General features: G+C 64.2%; 14 protein-coding genes and 1 tRNA gene. 10 read left to right on the top strand and 5 right to left on the bottom strand.

The genetic code is table 11. From position 1 onward, the window contains the following. Positions 1 to 860 (bottom strand): class II aldolase/adducin family protein (locus tag ENZ75_RS03900; RefSeq protein WP_164887722.1); only part of this gene is annotated, 860 nt, incomplete at its 3' end. Between the two features lie 192 nt (positions 861 to 1,052). Between ENZ75_RS03900 and ENZ75_RS03895 the strand changes: the two genes are divergently transcribed. The 8 genes from ENZ75_RS03895 (at position 1,053) to ENZ75_RS34565 (ending at position 9,501) form a co-directional block, all read left to right on the top strand. Continuing rightward, positions 1,053 to 1,829: a DeoR/GlpR family DNA-binding transcription regulator gene (locus ENZ75_RS03895; RefSeq protein WP_013529337.1), complete on the top strand. Its 777-nt coding sequence runs from the start codon at positions 1,053 to 1,055 to the stop codon at positions 1,827 to 1,829. Beyond that, on the top strand, positions 1,826 to 3,205 hold the full coding sequence (locus ENZ75_RS03890; RefSeq protein WP_063169119.1) for an FGGY-family carbohydrate kinase: 1,380 nt from the start codon (positions 1,826 to 1,828) through the stop codon (positions 3,203 to 3,205). Before ENZ75_RS03895 ends, ENZ75_RS03890 begins: the two co-directional genes overlap by 4 nt. Continuing rightward, positions 3,202 to 4,746 (top strand): sugar ABC transporter ATP-binding protein, encoded by a 1,545-nt coding sequence (locus ENZ75_RS03885; RefSeq protein WP_128277904.1) that lies wholly within the window; start codon positions 3,202 to 3,204, stop codon positions 4,744 to 4,746. Before ENZ75_RS03890 ends, ENZ75_RS03885 begins: the two co-directional genes overlap by 4 nt. Then, entirely contained in the window at positions 4,743 to 5,741 is a 999-nt protein-coding gene (locus ENZ75_RS03880; protein WP_027162931.1) for a COG4158 family protein, read from the top strand. The genes ENZ75_RS03885 and ENZ75_RS03880 overlap by 4 nt, the downstream gene beginning before the upstream one ends. 76 nt (positions 5,742 to 5,817) lie before the next feature. Continuing rightward, positions 5,818 to 6,756, top strand: coding sequence for an ABC transporter substrate-binding protein (locus tag ENZ75_RS03875; protein WP_013529341.1), 939 nt, complete (start codon positions 5,818 to 5,820; stop codon positions 6,754 to 6,756). 63 nt (positions 6,757 to 6,819) lie between these two features. After that, positions 6,820 to 7,713 carry a sugar phosphate isomerase/epimerase gene (locus tag ENZ75_RS03870; protein WP_063169118.1) on the top strand — a complete coding sequence of 298 codons (894 nt, stop codon included), beginning with the start codon at positions 6,820 to 6,822 and terminating at the stop codon, positions 7,711 to 7,713. A gap of 332 nt (positions 7,714 to 8,045) precedes the next feature. Continuing rightward, complete coding sequence (locus tag ENZ75_RS03865; protein WP_024503728.1) at positions 8,046 to 8,399, top strand: cupin domain-containing protein; 354 nt, start codon at positions 8,046 to 8,048, stop codon at positions 8,397 to 8,399. A gap of 448 nt (positions 8,400 to 8,847) precedes the next feature. Continuing rightward, positions 8,848 to 9,501, top strand: a complete 654-nt coding sequence (locus ENZ75_RS34565) for a hypothetical protein (protein WP_063169117.1) — start codon at positions 8,848 to 8,850, stop codon at positions 9,499 to 9,501. 151 nt (positions 9,502 to 9,652) lie between these two features. Here ENZ75_RS34565 and ENZ75_RS34950 read toward each other — a convergent pair whose 3' ends face one another. The 3 genes from ENZ75_RS34950 to ENZ75_RS03845 form a co-directional block, all read right to left on the bottom strand. Then, complete coding sequence (locus ENZ75_RS34950; protein ID WP_244514235.1) at positions 9,653 to 11,638, bottom strand: hypothetical protein; 1,986 nt, start codon at positions 11,636 to 11,638, stop codon at positions 9,653 to 9,655. A 477-nt stretch (positions 11,639 to 12,115) separates the two neighbouring features. Next, a tRNA-Arg gene (locus ENZ75_RS03850) sits at positions 12,116 to 12,192 on the bottom strand. An 83-nt stretch (positions 12,193 to 12,275) separates the two neighbouring features. After that, positions 12,276 to 13,439, bottom strand: coding sequence for a M20 aminoacylase family protein (locus ENZ75_RS03845; RefSeq protein WP_063169116.1), 1,164 nt, complete (start codon positions 13,437 to 13,439; stop codon positions 12,276 to 12,278). Between the two features lie 213 nt (positions 13,440 to 13,652). On the opposite strand from ENZ75_RS03845, the gene ENZ75_RS03840 reads away from it, so the two are divergent. Next, on the top strand, positions 13,653 to 14,816 hold the full coding sequence (locus ENZ75_RS03840) for a D-alanyl-D-alanine carboxypeptidase family protein (protein ID WP_013529350.1): 1,164 nt from the start codon (positions 13,653 to 13,655) through the stop codon (positions 14,814 to 14,816). A gap of 3 nt (positions 14,817 to 14,819) precedes the next feature. After that, positions 14,820 to 15,929 (top strand): GTP-binding protein, encoded by a 1,110-nt coding sequence (locus tag ENZ75_RS03835; RefSeq protein WP_027162928.1) that lies wholly within the window; start codon positions 14,820 to 14,822, stop codon positions 15,927 to 15,929. 10 nt (positions 15,930 to 15,939) lie between these two features. Here ENZ75_RS03835 and ENZ75_RS03830 read toward each other — a convergent pair whose 3' ends face one another. Next, on the bottom strand, positions 15,940 to 16,176 hold the full coding sequence (locus ENZ75_RS03830) for a sulfurtransferase TusA family protein (protein WP_024503732.1): 237 nt from the start codon (positions 16,174 to 16,176) through the stop codon (positions 15,940 to 15,942). Positions 16,177 to 16,186 lie beyond the last annotated feature (10 nt).

Below are 16,186 nucleotides of genomic sequence, written 5' to 3'. Positions count from 1 at the left end.
GCGCCGGGAAACAGGATCGCCGCAGGCGACGTGCCCAGTCGTGCAACGACATCTGCCACGGCCTCGCCTGGCTTCGCCACGACGGAGCCCTGGCCGAGGAAGATGACGTGGTCCGGATAGAGGCTGCCGGCCTGCGCCATGCGGCGGCTCTCAGCGTCGAGCGCAACCGCATGCGCTTCGACATCGGCCGGCAATCTGTAGCCGCTGTCGCCGGCAAGCGCGGCCAAGGCGTCGAGGTCGGGTGCGGCGGTCGCGCGCGCCGGCCGGGCCAGCAATGACCTGATACGGCGCAGCAGAAGCTCCGCCCCGGCGACGGTTTCGGCAGCGACGACCAGCCCGTGATTGCCAAGGATCAGCACGTCGACACCAGGCCGCAGTTTTTCGGCAATGCCGCGTGCAAGCGGCAGGCCGGGCCGGAAATAGGGCACATAGGCCCATTCGATGCCATCGAGCCGCTTGGCGACCTCGGCCTCGCCATCGGCCTGCACGGCAAGCGAGATGGTGTCGACGCAATGGACATGCAGAACGACGCGCTGCGGCATCAAAGCGTGCACCGTGGTCTCGATCGATGGCCGCAGGCCGCGCGGGTTGAGCGCTGCAATGGTGAAACCCTGCGGCTGGTCGGCGGCGCGATCGCGCTGTTCGACGGCTTTCAGCAGCGGCGCCATCGCCACCGGCACCATGATGTCATCGACGAGCGCGTCTTTCAGCCAGGTGCCGGAGGCCTTGATCCACAGCGTGTCGCCGGCTTTCAGCGAGGTGTTGCCGCCTGCCGCCTGGGTGAGATGCGGGCTCCGCCCTATGCTGGCCGAAAGCGCCCGCAAGGCCGCCAGTTCCTGCGCGTCAGCTTCGGTCGCCATGGCGCTTTTCCTCCAACGGCTCGGCCGTGTCCTGCGCGAAATCCCGTTGCCGGGATCGAATTGGCGCTGATATCGCAGAAACGAGTGATCTACGTCAATAGTGATCTACTGTCATCAAACACGCTTGCAATCCGACTAATGTTGAGTAAGTTACGCCAATTGCCATGGAAAATGGCATCCGGGAGGAAAGAATTGAGCGACTCCGGCCGTCAGCGTCAGATCGTCGAACTGTTGCGGGATCGTCCGTTCGCTTCGGTGCGCGAGTTGCAGGAGCGGCTTGGCGTTTCAGCCGCGACGGTCAGGCGCGATATCGACAGGATCGACGAGGCCGGCGAAGCGCGGAAGGTCTATGGCGGCATCTCGGCGCTCGACGGCGCTTCCCAGGCCGGTGTTGCCTACGCCAGGCCCTACGACGAGAACCGCGACCTTGCGGTCGAGGCCAAGCGGCAGATCGCCGCTCTCGCGGCGACCATGGTGCGCGACGGCGACGCCGTCATCGTGCATGGCGGCTCGACCTGCTTCCATCTGGGCGTCAAGCTCGCCGAGCGCAACATCCGCCTCTACACCAACTCGATGCCGCTGGCGGCCTATCTCAGCGACCACGGCCATTGCAGCCTGACGGTTGCGGGCGGTGATCTGCATCGCGAACCCGGCATCATCCATTCGCTCAGCCAGGCCGTGCCCTTCTATGCCTCCAAGTTCTTTCTCGGCGCGCAAGGCCTTGGCCAGGAAGGCGTGATGGAATCGCACCCGCTGCTGGTACGCTCGATCGTCGATCTCAGCCTTTGCGCCGACCAGATCGTGGTGCTGGCCGACAGCCGCAAACTGTCGATCCACGCGCGCAATGTCGCGCTGCCGCTTTCCCGCATCGGCACGCTGGTCACCGACGACGGTCTCTCCGACGCCGATGCGCGCATGCTGGAGGACGCCGGCGTCATGGTGCGGATAGCCTCGGGAGCCATCCAGTGAAGGTGGCTGTCCTCGATTTCGGCAAGACCAATTCGAAGCTGTTCGTCTTCGGCCAGGACGGGCGGATCATCGACGAGCGCCGGACACAGCCGAAATGGATGCGCCAAGGCGGCTTCAGCGTGCTCGACGAGGCGGCGCTCCACCATTGGGCGCTCAGCGCCGTTGCCGATACGGTCGACGGTCATGGAGTGGAAGGGGTCATGGTGTCGGGCCATGGCTGCACCTTTGCCTTGGTCGACGAAGCGGCGCTGACGCATCCGATCCTCGACTACGAGCAAGAGCCGCCGGCCGAGATTGCCGCGCGGATCGATCGCCGCATTCCGGACTTTTCGGAGACCTTTTCGCCGCGGCTGCCGCTCGGCTTCAACTACGGCCGCCACATGCTGTGGCTGCAGGAGGTCGATCCCGACGCGTTCGCTACGTCGAAATCGATCCTCGGCTATCCGCAATACTGGAGCTGGCGCCTTGGCGGGCGGGCGGTCTCGGAAGTGTCCTATCTCGGCTGCCATTCGCATCTGTGGGCGCCGCGGAGCCAGGACTTTTCCTCGCTGGTCGACGCGCAGGGCTGGCGTGACCGGATGCCTGGCTTCGAGCGCGCCGGCACCGTTATCGGCGAGCACCGCCTCGGCGCTGCGGCGCGACCGATCGCCATCCACAACGGCGTCCATGATTCGAATGCGGCGCTCTATGCCTATCGCCGGCAGGAGCTTGGCCCGGTCACCGTCGTTTCGACCGGCACCTGGGTCGTCGTGCTCAATCCGGATTGCCCGCTCGACACGCTCGACCGGGATCGCGACATGCTGGTCAATGTCGATGTCGGCGGCGGCCCGGTGCCGACCATTCGCTTCATGGGCGGACGCGAATTCGCAACCATCAGCGGCGGCTGGCAAGGCGAGATCGCCGGTCCGGTGGTGCAGCGGGTGATCGATGCCGGCATCATGGCGCTGCCGAGCTTCGCGCCAGGCGGGCCGATGCCCAGTCAGTCCGGCCGGCTGGTGGGGCGCATGCCCGATGCCGGGGAACGCGCGGCCACCGCGCTGCTCTACGTCGCGCTGATGGTCGATCTGTCGCTCGACCTCATCCATTCGAACAACACGGTGATCGTCGATGGCGGGCTGAACACAGGCGGTGTGTTGGCCGGACTGCTGGCGCAGTTGCGTCCCGGCCAGGCTTTCCTGCAGGGCGCCACGCTGGAGGGCAGCGCCACGGGTGCAGCGGCGCTCGCCTTCGAGAGCGTCGGGCGCGAATTCGCCGCCGAAGTTCCAGAGCCGGTGCACGCGTCGCGTTTCACCGGGTTGGCAGGCTATCGCAGCAACTGGCGTGACGCCACGATGGACCAGAGCGTCGCCGGTGCGGCAGTGGGAGGCGCGCGATGAGTGCGATTGCCCAGGCTGAGACGGCGCGCCAGCCGGTGCTGGAGATGCGCCACATCTCCAAGACGTTCGGCGCGATCCGTGCCTTGCACGATGTCTCGCTCAGCGTCCATGCCGGGGAGCTGCACGCCCTGATGGGCGAGAACGGCGCCGGCAAGTCGACATTGATGAAAGTGCTTTCAGGCGCCTATCGGCCGGATGCCGGCGGCGAGATCCTGATCGACGGCATGCCGGCTGCGACCGGCGATCCGATCAAGGCGCGCGCCAGCGGCGTCGCGGTGATCTATCAGGAGCTGTCGCTGGCGCCCAATCTGACGGTGGCGCAGAACATCTTCCTCGGCAACGAGCCGCGACGCTTCGGCATCGTCGATCGCGACCAGTGCACCCGGCGCGCCAGCGAGATCATCAAGCGGCTCGGCGTTTCCTTTTCGGCCCGCGACATGGTCTCCAGCCTGTCGCTCGGCGAGCGCCAGCTGGTCGAGATCGCCCGCGCGCTATCGACCAATGCGCGCATCATCGTCATGGACGAGCCGACCACGTCGCTGACCTCGCGCGAGACCGACCGGCTGTTCGAGGTCATCGCGACGCTGAAATCGCAAGGCATCGCCATCATCTACATCAGCCACCGCATGGAAGAGGTCTACCAGCTTGCCGACCGCGTCAGCGTGCTGCGCGACAGCGGTTATGTCGGCACGCTCGAGCGTGCCGACCTCAGTGCCTCGCGCCTCGTCTCGATGATGGTCGGCCGCGATTTGTCGGCTTTCTACAAGAAGGATCATCGGCCGCCGGATGAAAAGCGCGCGGTGGCGCTCTCGGTGCGCGCCATGTCCGACGGCCGTCTCCTGAAAAACTGTTCGTTCGACCTGCACAAGGGCGAGGTGCTGGCGCTGGCGGGTCTGGTCGGTTCCGGCCGCACAGAGCTTGCGCGGCTGATCTTCGGCGCCGACAGGCACACTTCAGGCACGCTGGAACTCGACGGCAAACCTGTAACCATCGGCTCGCCGCGCGAGGCGCTCGATGCCGGCATCGCCTATCTGACCGAGGACCGCAAGGAACTCGGCCTGTTCCTCGACATGTCGATCTCCGACAATATCAGCATGGGCGTGCTGGCGCGGGATTCGCGCGCCGGCGGCTTGCGCGACTTCGCGGCCGCCGAAAGGCGTGCTTCCAAGGCCGTTGCCGATCTCTCCATCCGCACCAGTTCGGTGCAGGCCAATGCCGGCTCGCTGTCGGGCGGCAACCAGCAGAAGGTGCTGCTCGCCCGCCTGCTCGAGACCGAGCCGAAGGTCGTCATCCTCGACGAGCCGACCCGCGGCGTCGATGTCGGAGCGAAATCGGAAATCTACCGGCTGATCGACAATCTCGCCAAGCAGGGCATCGCCATCCTGATGATCTCCAGCGAACTGCCCGAGGTGATCGGCGTCGCCGATCGCGTGCTGGTGATGCGCGACGGAAAGATATCGGGCGAGGTGACGGCATCGCAAGGCGAACCGCTAAGCCAGGAGGAAATCATGGAACTTGCAACGGGAGCGGCTCAGCAATGACCGACAAGGCGACCGAGATCAGCGCAGGCGGCCAGGCCACCGGCACGAGCCGACGGTTGCGCACGGCTTTCGCTGCCCTTGGCATGCTGCCGGTGCTGATCCTGCTGGCGGCCGGCTTCCAGTTCCTGAACCCGCGCTTCCTGACCGAGACCAACCTGTTGATCGTCACCCAGCAGTCGTCGATCAACATCGTGCTGGCGGCCGGCATGACCTTCGTCATCCTCACCGGCGGCATCGACCTGTCCGTCGGCGCCATCCTCGCCGCATCGGCGATGGTGGCGGTGATCGTATCGCTGGTGCCGGACTGGGGTTTGCTCGGCGTGCCGGCGGCCATTCTGGTCGGCCTCGGCTTCGGCCTCATCAACGGGCTGCTCATCGCCTACATCAAGCTGCCGCCCTTCATCGTCACGCTGGGTTCGCTGACCGCGGTGCGCGGTGTCGCCCGCCTGCTCGGCCAGGACACCACGGTGTTCAATTCGGACCTGCCGTTCGATTTCATCGGCAACGGTTCGCTGTTCGGCATCCCGTGGCTGGTCATCATCGCACTGTCGGTGGTGGTGCTGTCCTGGCTGGTGCTCAAGCGCACCGTGCTCGGCACCTGGATCTACGCCGTCGGCGGCAATGCCGAAGCGGCGCGGCTGACCGGTATCAAGGTGCCGCTGGTGCTGCTCTTCGTCTATGGCGTTTCCGGCCTGCTGGCCGGCCTCGGCGGCGCCATGTCGGCGGCCCGGCTCTACGCCGCCAACGGCTTGCAGCTGGGCCAGTCCTACGAACTCGACGCCATTGCCGCGGTCATTCTCGGCGGCACCAGCTTCGTCGGCGGCGTCGGCTCGATCTGGGGAACGCTGATCGGCGGCCTGATCATCGCGGTGCTCTCCAACGGGCTCATCTTGGCCGGTGTCTCGGACATCTGGCAGTACATCATCAAGGGATTGGTCATCATCGTGGCGGTCGCCCTCGACCGCTACAGGCTCCAGGCAGGAGCAAGAACGTGATTGACCTTAGTCGCCGGCGTCAACGACCGGTTTGTGTAACGCACCGTGAGAGGCGCGGGGCAATCGGAGGAAAGCAATGAAGACCATCGCCAAACTGCTCTGCGGCGTCGCACTCGCGTCGCTCGCCATCGCGCCTGCTTCGGCCAAGGACCTCAACAAGGTCGGTATCTCGGTCGGCCTGCTCGGCAATCCCTTCTTCGTCGCCACCATCAAGGGCATCGAGGACGCGGCCAAGAAGATCAACCCGAAGGTCGAGGTGACCTCGGTATCGGCCGATTATGACCTGAACAAGCAGGTCTCGCAGGTCGATTCGTTCATCGCCGCCGGTGTCGACGTGATCATGCTCAATGCCGTCGACGCCAAGGCGATCGCGCCGGCGGTGAAGAAGGCACAGGCCGCAGGTATCGTCGTTGCCGCCTTCGACGTTTCGGCGCCGGGCGCCGACGTCACCGTGATGACCAACAACGTCAAGGCCGGCGAAGAGGCCTGCCAGTACCTGGTCGACCACACCGGCGGCAAGGGCGACTACGTCATCCTCAACGGACCGGCATCGTCGTCGATCCTGGAGCGGGTGAAGGGCTGCAAGAACGTGCTTTCGCAGCATCCCGACATCAAGATCCTCTCCGACGACCAGAATGCCGAAGGCTCGCGCGACGGCGGCCTGAAGGTGTTCCAGTCGCTGCTCACCCGCTTCGACAAGATCGATGCGGTGTTTGCCATCAATGACCCGACGGCGATCGGCGCCCAGCTCGCTGCCAAGCAGCTCAACCGTTCGGAGTTCATCTTCACCGCCGTCGACGGCGCGCCCGATATCGAGAAGGAACTCTCTTCCGGCACCTCGATGATCAAGGCCTCGGCCTCGCAGGATCCCTATGTGATGGCCGGCCAGTCACTGACGATGGCGGCCGAGCTGCTGGCCGGCAAGAAGCCGGCGGAGCCGACCGTTCTGCTCGACCCGAAGCTGATCACGGCCGAGAACCTGAAGGACTACAAGGGCTGGACCGCAGCCCGCTAAATTCTTCCAAGACCGGTGCGGCCGGGATGACCCGGCCGCACCTTGTCAGCACCGGAGACGATGATGTCGCGTATTGGAATCCATTCTTTCGTCTGGTCGGCGAGCTCGGCTCAGGCCGATCTGGAGCGCACGCTGGCCAACACCAGGGAGGCCGGCTTCGATCTCATCGAATTCTCCTATCTCGACCCCGCCGATGTCGACATCGGCGGGCTCGCCAGGCGCATCGCCGATCTTGGCCTCGGCGTGGCGATCAGCATCGGATTGCCTGTTGACGGCGATATTTCGAGCGCCGACAGGGCGATTGCCGCGCGCGGCGTCGAAATCCTCAACGATACCATCGCGCTGACGCGTGACCTCGGCGGCCGGAAGGTCGCCGGCATTCTCTCGACCAGCCACGGATTGCAGGTCGAGGCGCCGACGCGCGATCAATGGCAGCGCAGTGCCGGCACGCTGGCCAAGGTTGCCGAAACAGCCAAGGCGGCCGGCGTCACGCTCAACCTCGAGATCGTCAACCGCTTCGAAAGCAATCTGCTCAACACCGCCGCGCAAGGACTGGCCTTCATCGAGGACACTGGCTCGGACAACATCTTCCTGCATCTCGACACGTTCCACATGAACATCGAGGAGGCCGATGTCGGGCTGGCCATCCATCAAGCCGCGGACAAGATCGGCTATGTCCATATCGGCGAAAGCCATCGCGGCTTCCTCGGCACCGGCAATATCGATTTCGCCGCGATCTTCGATGCGCTGACGGCGATCGGCTACAGCGACGATCTCAGCTTCGAATCCTTCTCTTCGGAAATCGTCGATGAGCACCTGTCGAAGAAGACCGCCATCTGGCGCAATCTGTGGACGGACAACATGGCGCTGGCCAAGCACGCGCGCGCCTTCATCGGGCTCGGGCTGGAGACGGCAAGGCGCAAGGCGGAACTCGTTTCGGCGCGCCACAAACCCTGACCCGCCCGTCGAGAGGGCGCGGCGTGCGCCGCATGGCAGGGCTCTGACTTCAAATCAACAAACGGCCTTATGGCAGCCAGTGCTGGCAGCTTTTGCGCCGCCAGCTTTTTCGCGATAGGAATTTTTTCTTGACTCGGTGACCTCAGCTATGGTACATTTTTGCCTATGGTGCTGATTTGCGCCAGTGACCCGCCGCACAGGCGGGTTTTTGTTTGATGCACCGTCAGCCAAGGTGCCGGCCGTATGGCGGCGGCATTGCTCGCGGCAGGTGCATCGGTTATCTGACCGGCCAGGCAAACAGCGCCACGCAATCCCCAAACGGAGTTCAGCACATGACACGCGAGACAATCCTCAAATTCGGCACCGTCGAACACGCGGACGCAGGCGATCTGGCTGGCTGGATCGTCGTCGAGGGCAGGCCGACCATGCAAACCGCCGTCCAGCACACGACCGAGGACGGCAAGGTGTTGTCGGGCACCTGGCGGGCGACACCCGGCACCTATCACGCCACCTATACCGACTATGAGTTCGTGCACATGATCGCCGGCCGCATCATCATCACGCCGGACGGCGGCACGCCGGTCGAGGTCGGCCCCGGCGATGCCTTCGTCGTGGAAGCGGATTTCAAGGGAACCTGGAAGATCATCGAGCCGGTGACGAAGCATTTTGTCGTGCGGGTCGGCTGAAGCGGGGTGATCCGTCTGGCCGCGCCATCGCGGCGAGTGCTCAAGCGAAGCTTTTTCGTGCCTCCGGGGGCCTTTTGGAGGCCATCCCACCGACATCGCCTGGGTGTCGCCGATGGCTCGGAGGAGGTGCGCTGACCTGGGCGCGGTAAGCGTATTCGCTGATCTCTGCATTCGCCGGGGCCTCGGCCAGGCCACTCCTCGGACTCCGGTCATTGGGTCATGAAGGCGTCTGCGGCGTCATCCAGACGGTCGGCCTCGACATGAATGATACGGCACTCGCCAGCCAAGCGCCCTCTCATCGGTGCTTGCCGGCCAGGTATCCTTGATAGACCGGATTGATCCCCTAGTTCTTTCGGGGGCGCGGCAATCGCGAGGTTGCCTCGGGGGCAGCGGCGGTTCGCGCCGTTCTGACTGCACGCCGCGGAAAGACGGTTGGACCGACGCATCCATGGAGGTCGTCGTGCGTCAATCGCGTGGATTCACCTGTGCGTATTTCGTCTTAGCTTGCTCGATCGCGGTAGTTTGCGCAGGAGCTGCAACCGGTGGTCAGCAAGGCGGAGGGCATGGCAACGGCGGCCATGGTTCTGGTGACCATGGGGGCGGTGGAGGTCATGACGCCGGCGGCAACCAGGGCGGCTCGCACAAAGGGACTGGCGACGACCCCGGCGGCTCCAGTTCGTCGGCGGACGACGGCGAGACCAGCACAAGCGGCACTACGACAGCCCCGGGGACTGTAGGTTCGGCCACCGCCACTGCTGTTGCGTCCGCAAGGGGCGGACAGTCGCTCGACCTCCCGGCCGCTCTCCAGCCTCCCAGCGACAGCAAAACTCAATCAACAGTCAGCCGAACCGAGGCGCTGCCGGGCGTCCCGGATAAAGTCGTTCGGGCCTGCCATGATGCCATCGAGTCGGCCGCCGCTCCGTTGGGGGCGACCAGCGTGCGCGTCACCAGCGCGGGCTTCGTACATCAGTTGAGTCGGGCGACGATCTCGGCCCCCATCGAGGTCAGCATCGACTATGCGCGGCAAGGCAGCGTGGAAACGCGGCAGGCGGCGATCCAATGCGAATTGGACGCGACAGGCAGCGTGATCGGCCTGACATAGCGCATCGCGCAGAACACTCTCGCTGATGAAGCAGGGTGAATTCGAGAGGCCATTCATCTTTGGCCGAAATGGCAGCAGGCCTCGGGTGCATTACGAAGGGGTGCGGGGCATCAAAAATGGCCTTCCACGGAAGCGACCGCGCAGTCGGAAATCACTGCGGTGTCACGTGTCTTGGCAAGAGCGAATAAGGAAGTGTGATCGAACGCACCCGGGTCATCCGCGAAGGGCTGCGAACCTTGCCAATCTTCTTGCTGACGGCCTTCACCTGGCTGGCTGCCGCGCGGCCAGAACGCGGCTTCAGGGGCGGTTCGATCTGCGCGCTGCGGCGCTCAGTCCTGAGCCTGTCGTTGTCCCCGCGCGCCGCAGCCAAGTCGCGGGCAAGAGAAACAGTGGCCTTGCGTTGCTCGTCCAGAGCCTCCTGAAGCTTAGCGACACGCACCAAAAGAGCTTGGGCGGCGGCTTCGCGCTCGATGCGTGCTCTGTCGAGATCCTTACGATTCATGACGGCTGTAGTACGTTCCCGTGCCAGGGCCTGTGCCGTCTCGGTTGCGGCCTGCTCGGCACGCTCTTTCGCTGAGACTGCCTTGGCTCGCTCCAGTTCAGCCGCCTGGCGCTCGATGCGAGCTTCTTTCAGCTCCTCAACGGCCGCTGCTGCTGCAGCGCGTTCTCGTGCGAGCGTTCGCTCCGTGTCAGCTGCGGTCCGCTCCACTTGTTGTCTCGCTGTGACCGCGTCGGTCTGTTCCTGCTCAGCCGCAGCCGTACGCTTCATGAGTGCGGCATTGGCCAGTTTCGCTTCGGCGAGATCGCCACGAAGCAGCTCCGTCTTCCGGCGCTCGTCGTCGAGTATGCCGCTCGCCTGCACCAGTGAAGCCTTGGCCGTGGCGCGATCCTTGGCGGCCTCGGTCTCAAGCTGTTCAATTTGGACGCGCGCTTGCGATAAATCGCGCGCCTGCCTTTGGGCTTGCTCCTGCTCGAGATGAGCAGCGGGCATCTCCTTAAGGACATAGCTGGCGCCCTCGCTCAGCATCGTGCCGGCCTCTCCCGCAATGCGCCGCAACGCGTCAAGGGTGCGGGCTGCCGCGAGTTCATTGCGCAACCGCTCCTCGCGCGCGTCATCGGCAGCTGCCATGCTTGCCCTCAGCGTGTGGATCTGCTTGCTCGCCTCGAGGAGCGCTCCCTGCAGAGCGGCGCTCCTGGCACGCTCGCCTTCCGCCGCCCGGTGCTCCTGGTCGGCCAATTGTCTCGCAGCGGCAGCCTGAGCACGATCCGTCCCGGTTTGCGCCTGGTTAGCCGTGAGATCCGGGCCAAGCAATTCGGCACTCGCCTGAAATCCCAGCGGGCGCGAAAGGTCTCGATGGGCCTGGTCTTGGGTTTGCGAGATGGCGGAAGCGCTTTCGACCCAGATTTGTCTCGTCATCGCATAGCCAATCGGCGCGGCCAGACAAATGGCGGCGAGACCCAAGCGCGATACAAGAACGATCGGCCTGCGAACGACAGGGTTTGAGGCAGGCGCCATGGCCGGGTCGGGATCTCTCAACTGAGCTGTGAAATTCAAACCGCGATCCGCAGCATAGGCCAACGGAGCAATTTTTGGCGGTGAAGCCTTATGGCGCAATTGGTTCCATGCCGACCCGCAAATCCGCTTCCCACGTTCCGCGATCGCGCTGATGGATGCTGCAAGCCGGCCAGACTGCACTCTGTTCGGTGCAGGAGCACCGGTCTCGACCACTGACGAGCACCCGCTGGGTTCGGATGTCGCGGCGAAATGTTCGATTCGCACTCCGAACCGAGAGTAGTTGGTATTTTGAGCCCGAACATCCAGGCCGACCGCATGCAAGGGGTTGGCAGCCTTGGAAGAAGCAGGCCCGACGACAAGTCCGTCCGGGCTTTCCCATTCCCAAGAAGCCTCGTCGGCGAAACCGGATCTGCCTTCGTCAAACGCTGCAAGGCGGCGCCGTCGCACTGCGGCAAGGATACGCCGGAGCACAAGATAGACGCCCACCGATGCAAGCGTCACCACTGCGCTCAGAATGGCCAGATTTACGTCGTTTGCATACATTTCGGCAAGATAATTTGGCATTGCCGTGCCCGTGCGTTCTGGGTGTATTGCCAAGTTCATAAAGCGATGTCTGGTCATTCGCCTTGGTATTCGCCAAGGCCTTACCGCTCTCGGAGCGTCGCTTTCTTCGGGATCCTTCTGGTCCTTGCGAATTGTTGCGGATGGCGGGGCGCCGGTCGCGTTCCGATAGATCGCCGCAGTTGATATTCCGTAGCGGGCAATGGCCGACCAAGGACGCATGCAGGGCTCTGAAACGCCGGTTTGCGCCTCTGCATAGCAACCTCGCGAGAGTTCGCCGGTGCGGACAATTCGCCATTTCCGGGCTTAGGACTGTCCATCATGAACTTTAAGCTAGGTCACAGCGCACCACGGTCAACCATCAGCTCCTAGTGATCCTGCAGGCAGCCTTCGGCCAGACAAAGGGCCATTGTAGTGCCCGCTCTTCGTAGTGAAGCTGATCGTTCCTTGTTCGGTGATGCATTCCCGCCGAGATTAGAATTCGTCGTACTGTTTCGCGAAAAGTACGACGTCAATTTGCTAAGCTGATGCAAAGCATGGTGATCCCGACAGGAATCGAACCTGTGACCTACAGATTAGGAATCTGCCGCTCTATCCTACTGAGCTACGGGACCACGCGGCCAGACACATAGCCGCTTCGGATCGTTTCGCCAAGAGGCCGGCCGAAGGCAATTCGGCCGGCTTTGCGCTGCCGCTGTCAGGCGGCCAGCGCGGTTTCAGCCAGTTTCACCCAGTAGCTCATGCCGTGCGGGATGACCTCGTCGTTGAAATCGTAGGCCGGGTGGTGCAGACCGGCGGTGTCGCCATTGCCGATGAAGATGAAGGCGCCGGGGCGGGCTTCGAGCATGTAGGAGAAATCCTCGCCGCCCATCACCGGCTGGATGCCGCGGTGGACATGGGCGTCGCCAGCGACACTCATCGCGACGTCACCGGCAAACACCGTCTCTTCCGCGTGGTTGAAGGTCACGGGATAATTCGCCTGGTAGTCAACCTCGATCCTGGCCCCGAACGCGGTCGCCAGCCCGTCGCAAATGCTGCGGATGCGCTCTTCGGACTTCTTGGCGATTTCTTTTCGCAAGGTGCGCACGGTGCCGGCGATTTCGGCGGTTTCGGGGATGATGTTGTAGGCATCGCCGGCGTGGAACTTGGTCACCGACACCACCACGGCCTCGACCGGATCGGTGCTGCGCGAGGCGATCGTCTGCAAGGCGCCGACCAGTTGGCTGGTGATGACGATCGGGTCGATCGTACCGTGCGGCATCGCCGCGTGGCCGCCCTTGCCGCGCACGGTGATGGTGAATTCGGCGGTCGCCGCCATGATCGGGCCCGGGCGAATGGCGAACTGTCCGACAGGCAGGCCCGGCATGTTGTGCATGCCGAATACCCTGGAGATGTCGAAACGCTCCATCATGCCGTCCTTGACCATCTCGTTGCCGCCGCCGCCGCCCTCTTCGGCCGGCTGGAAGATCACCGCCACCGAACCGGTGAAGTTGCGCGTCTCGGCGAGGTATTTGGCCGCACCCAGCAGCATCGCCGTGTGGCCGTCATGGCCGCAGGCATGCATCTTGCCGGGGATGGTCGAGGCGTAGGGCTTTCCTGATATCTCGTTGAGCGGCAGCGCGTCCATGTCGGCGCGCAGGCCGATGGTGGGACCTTCGCCCTGGCGGCCGCGGATGATGCCGACCACGCCGGTCTTGCCGAGCCCGGTGACCACATCGTCACAGCCGAAAGCCTTCAGCTTCTCGGTGACGAAGGCGGCGGTCTTGAAGACGTCGAAGTTCAGTTCTGGCGTCTGGTGCAGATGCTGGCGCCAGCCGGCAACTTCGTCCTGCATTTCGGCGGCACGGTTCAGGATTGGCATGATGGTTCCATCTCGCTGTTGGGACGGCGGGTGTTGGCCGCTGCCTTGCAATTGTGATCGCCAGGCACTTTGCCATCTTGGCGTCACATAGAGTAAATAGCACCGCAACAATGGGGTCCGGGTTTTGAGGGTCGGACCATATGCTGGCGATCGCGTAATGAAATCTTACGGAGCCAGGGGCGACTACGGCAAGAGGCGATTTCGGATTTGATCATGCGGTACAGGCATTTCCTCAAACTATTCTCGGCTGGCACAATCGCGCTGTCGGTTGTGGCCGGGCCGGCGCTGGCCAATCCGGTGGTCGTGTTCGACCTCGGCAGCGGCAAGATCCTGCAGCATCAGGATGCGTTCAAGCGCTGGTATCCGGCATCGCTGAGCAAGCTGATGACCGCTTACGTCACCTTTCGGGCGATCGCGGCCGGCGAGGTACAGCTCGATTCGCCGATCAAGGTGACCAAACACTCCGCCGCCGAGCCGCCAAGCAAGATGGGCTTCAAGCCGGGTTCGGTGATGCGGCTCGACAATGCGCTGAAGATGATGCTGGTCAAATCGGCCAACGACATTGCCATGGCTGTCGGCGAAAATGTCGGCGGTTCGCAGGCGGCCTTTGCCGACCGGATGAACGCCGAGGCGACCCGGCTCGGCATGAACGGCACGCATTTCGTCAATCCGAACGGGCTCTATTCGCCGGATCAGTACACGACGGCGCGCGACCTCGCCGTGCTGGTGATGGCGATCCGCCGCGAATTTCCGCAATATGTGCCGTGGTTCTCGATCGAGGGCCTTGCCGTCGGCAAGAAGGCGATCCCCAACTACAATCTCTTGATCGGCCGCTATCCCGGCGCCGATGGCATGAAGACCGGTTTTGTCTGCCCTTCCGGCTTCAACATGATCGGTTCGGCGACGCGCAACGGGCGCACGCTGGTCGCGGTTGTGCTTGGCGAGAAGTCGGCGGTCACCCGCGCCGAGACGGCGGCAAAACTGCTCGATCAGGGGTTCGACACGCCTGTCGCCGGCTCGGCCACCGTCACCACGCTGGCGCCCTATGGCGACACGGTCTCACCCAACGACATGCAGGACGAGGTCTGCAAGAAGAAGACGCCGCAGGAGCAATCCGAGGCGCCGCCGGCCGCCGCCAAGAACGTGCCGAAATCACCCTATCAGGAAAAGCTCGACCATGTGCCGACGCTGGTTGCCGTCGGCCTTGGCGGCGCCACCGGTCCGGCGCCGAAGGCCATCCTCGACCAGGGCGCGCAGGAATTTGCCGATGTGCCGATCCCGAGCTGGCGGCCCGACAGGCCGGCACCGGCCGGCACCGGCCCGAAGATTGCCGGCTCCGCCGCGCAGGGCGACCAGCCGGTCAAGGTTGCGAACTAGCCAATGGGCAGCGGCTTCCCGATCCCAGTCTCGGTGCTGACCGGCTTCCTCGGCGCCGGCAAGACGACGCTGCTCAACCGGCTGCTCAAGGATCCGGCGCTGGCCGACACCGCGGTGATCATCAACGAGTTCGGCGAGGTGGCGATCGACCATTTGCTGGTCGAGCAGTCTTCCGACGGCATCATCCAGCTGTCGGACGGCTGCCTGTGCTGCACGGTGCGCGGCGAACTGGTCGATACGCTGGCCGACCTGGTCGACCGGCTGCAGACCGGCCGCATTGCCCGGCTCGCCCGCGTCATCGTCGAAACCACCGGCCTTGCCGACCCGGCGCCGGTGCTGCAGTCGATCATGGCGCATCCGGCGCTGATCCAGGCCTTCCGGCTCGACGGCGTCATCACTTTGGTCGATGCCGTCAACGGCAACGCCACGCTCGATGCCCATGTCGAGGCGGTAAAGCAGGTTGCCGTCGCCGACCGCATCGTGCTCAGCAAAGCCGATCTGGCCACCGACCCCAATGAGCTGGAAATGCTGCGGGCGCGCCTGCGGCAGATCAATCCGGGCGCCGAACTGCTCGATGCCGGCGACACGGAGACAGGCGTGGCGGCGTTGTTTGATTGCGGCCTCTACAACCCGGCAACCAAATCCGCCGATGTGCGGCGCTGGCTTGGCGAGGAAGCGGCGCACGATCATCACCATCATGCTGGTCATGATCACGAGCATGGCCATGACCACGGCCATCGTCACGATCAGCGCGTGCGCTCCTATTCGCTGGTGCATGACGGCCCGGTGCCGTTTTCGGCGATCGAGATGTTCCTCGACCTGCTGCGTTCGACCCATGGCGAGCGCCTGCTGCGCATGAAGGGCGTCATCGAGCTCAGGGAAGACCCGTCGCGGCCGCTGGTGATCCATGGCGTGCAGAAGATCCTGCATCCGCCGGTGCAATTGCCGTCCTGGCCGGATGGCCAGCGTGGCACGCGGCTGGTGCTGATCACGCTCGACATGCCGGAAGATTATATCCGCAGGCTGTTCGCCGCCTTCACCGACCGGCCGTCGGTTGACACGCCCGACCGCGCGGCGCTGGAAAACAATCCGCTGGCGATCGCCGGGCGGTAGCTCCCAACGATTACGGCGCGCCGCGCTCGACCAGGAAGCGATGGCCGCCGGAGACCGCGGCCGTTTCAATCAACTGGTGGCCGCTCTCGGAGCAGAATGCCGGAATGTCGATGACGGCGAGCGGGTCGGTGGTCTCCAACCAGAGCCGACTGCCCGGTTGCATCCCCGCGAGGCGCTTCTTGGCCTTGAGCACGGGCAAGGGGCAGTTCAGCCCCTTGAGGTCATAAATAGCGGCGCGATCAGCCACGGGCGATATC

The organism is Mesorhizobium sp. M7A.F.Ca.CA.002.04.1.1, assembly GCF_004022805.1.
GTDB classification, from domain to species: Bacteria; Pseudomonadota; Alphaproteobacteria; order Rhizobiales; family Rhizobiaceae; genus Mesorhizobium; species Mesorhizobium ciceri.
This window is presented reverse-complemented; position numbering and strand designations above follow the sequence as displayed.

Excerpts from the sequence above, each read along its gene's own strand:
- ENZ75_RS03870 (WP_063169118.1), top strand. The coding sequence starts at position 6,820 with ATGTCGCGTATTGGAATCCATTCTTTCGTCTGGTCGGCGAGCTCGGCT.
- ENZ75_RS03865 (WP_024503728.1), top strand. The coding sequence starts at position 8,046 with ATGACACGCGAGACAATCCTCAAATTCGGCACCGTCGAACACGCGGAC.
- ENZ75_RS03885 (WP_128277904.1), top strand. The coding sequence starts at position 3,202 with ATGAGTGCGATTGCCCAGGCTGAGACGGCGCGCCAGCCGGTGCTGGAG.
- ENZ75_RS03835 (WP_027162928.1), top strand. The coding sequence starts at position 14,820 with ATGGGCAGCGGCTTCCCGATCCCAGTCTCGGTGCTGACCGGCTTCCTC.
- ENZ75_RS03875 (WP_013529341.1), top strand. The coding sequence starts at position 5,818 with ATGAAGACCATCGCCAAACTGCTCTGCGGCGTCGCACTCGCGTCGCTC.
- ENZ75_RS03845 (WP_063169116.1), bottom strand. The coding sequence starts at position 13,439 with ATGCCAATCCTGAACCGTGCCGCCGAAATGCAGGACGAAGTTGCCGGC.
- ENZ75_RS34565 (WP_063169117.1), top strand. The coding sequence starts at position 8,848 with ATGGAGGTCGTCGTGCGTCAATCGCGTGGATTCACCTGTGCGTATTTC.
- ENZ75_RS03840 (WP_013529350.1), top strand. The coding sequence starts at position 13,653 with ATGCGGTACAGGCATTTCCTCAAACTATTCTCGGCTGGCACAATCGCG.
- ENZ75_RS34950 (WP_244514235.1), bottom strand. The coding sequence starts at position 11,638 with ATGACCAGACATCGCTTTATGAACTTGGCAATACACCCAGAACGCACG.
- ENZ75_RS03880 (WP_027162931.1), top strand. The coding sequence starts at position 4,743 with ATGACCGACAAGGCGACCGAGATCAGCGCAGGCGGCCAGGCCACCGGC.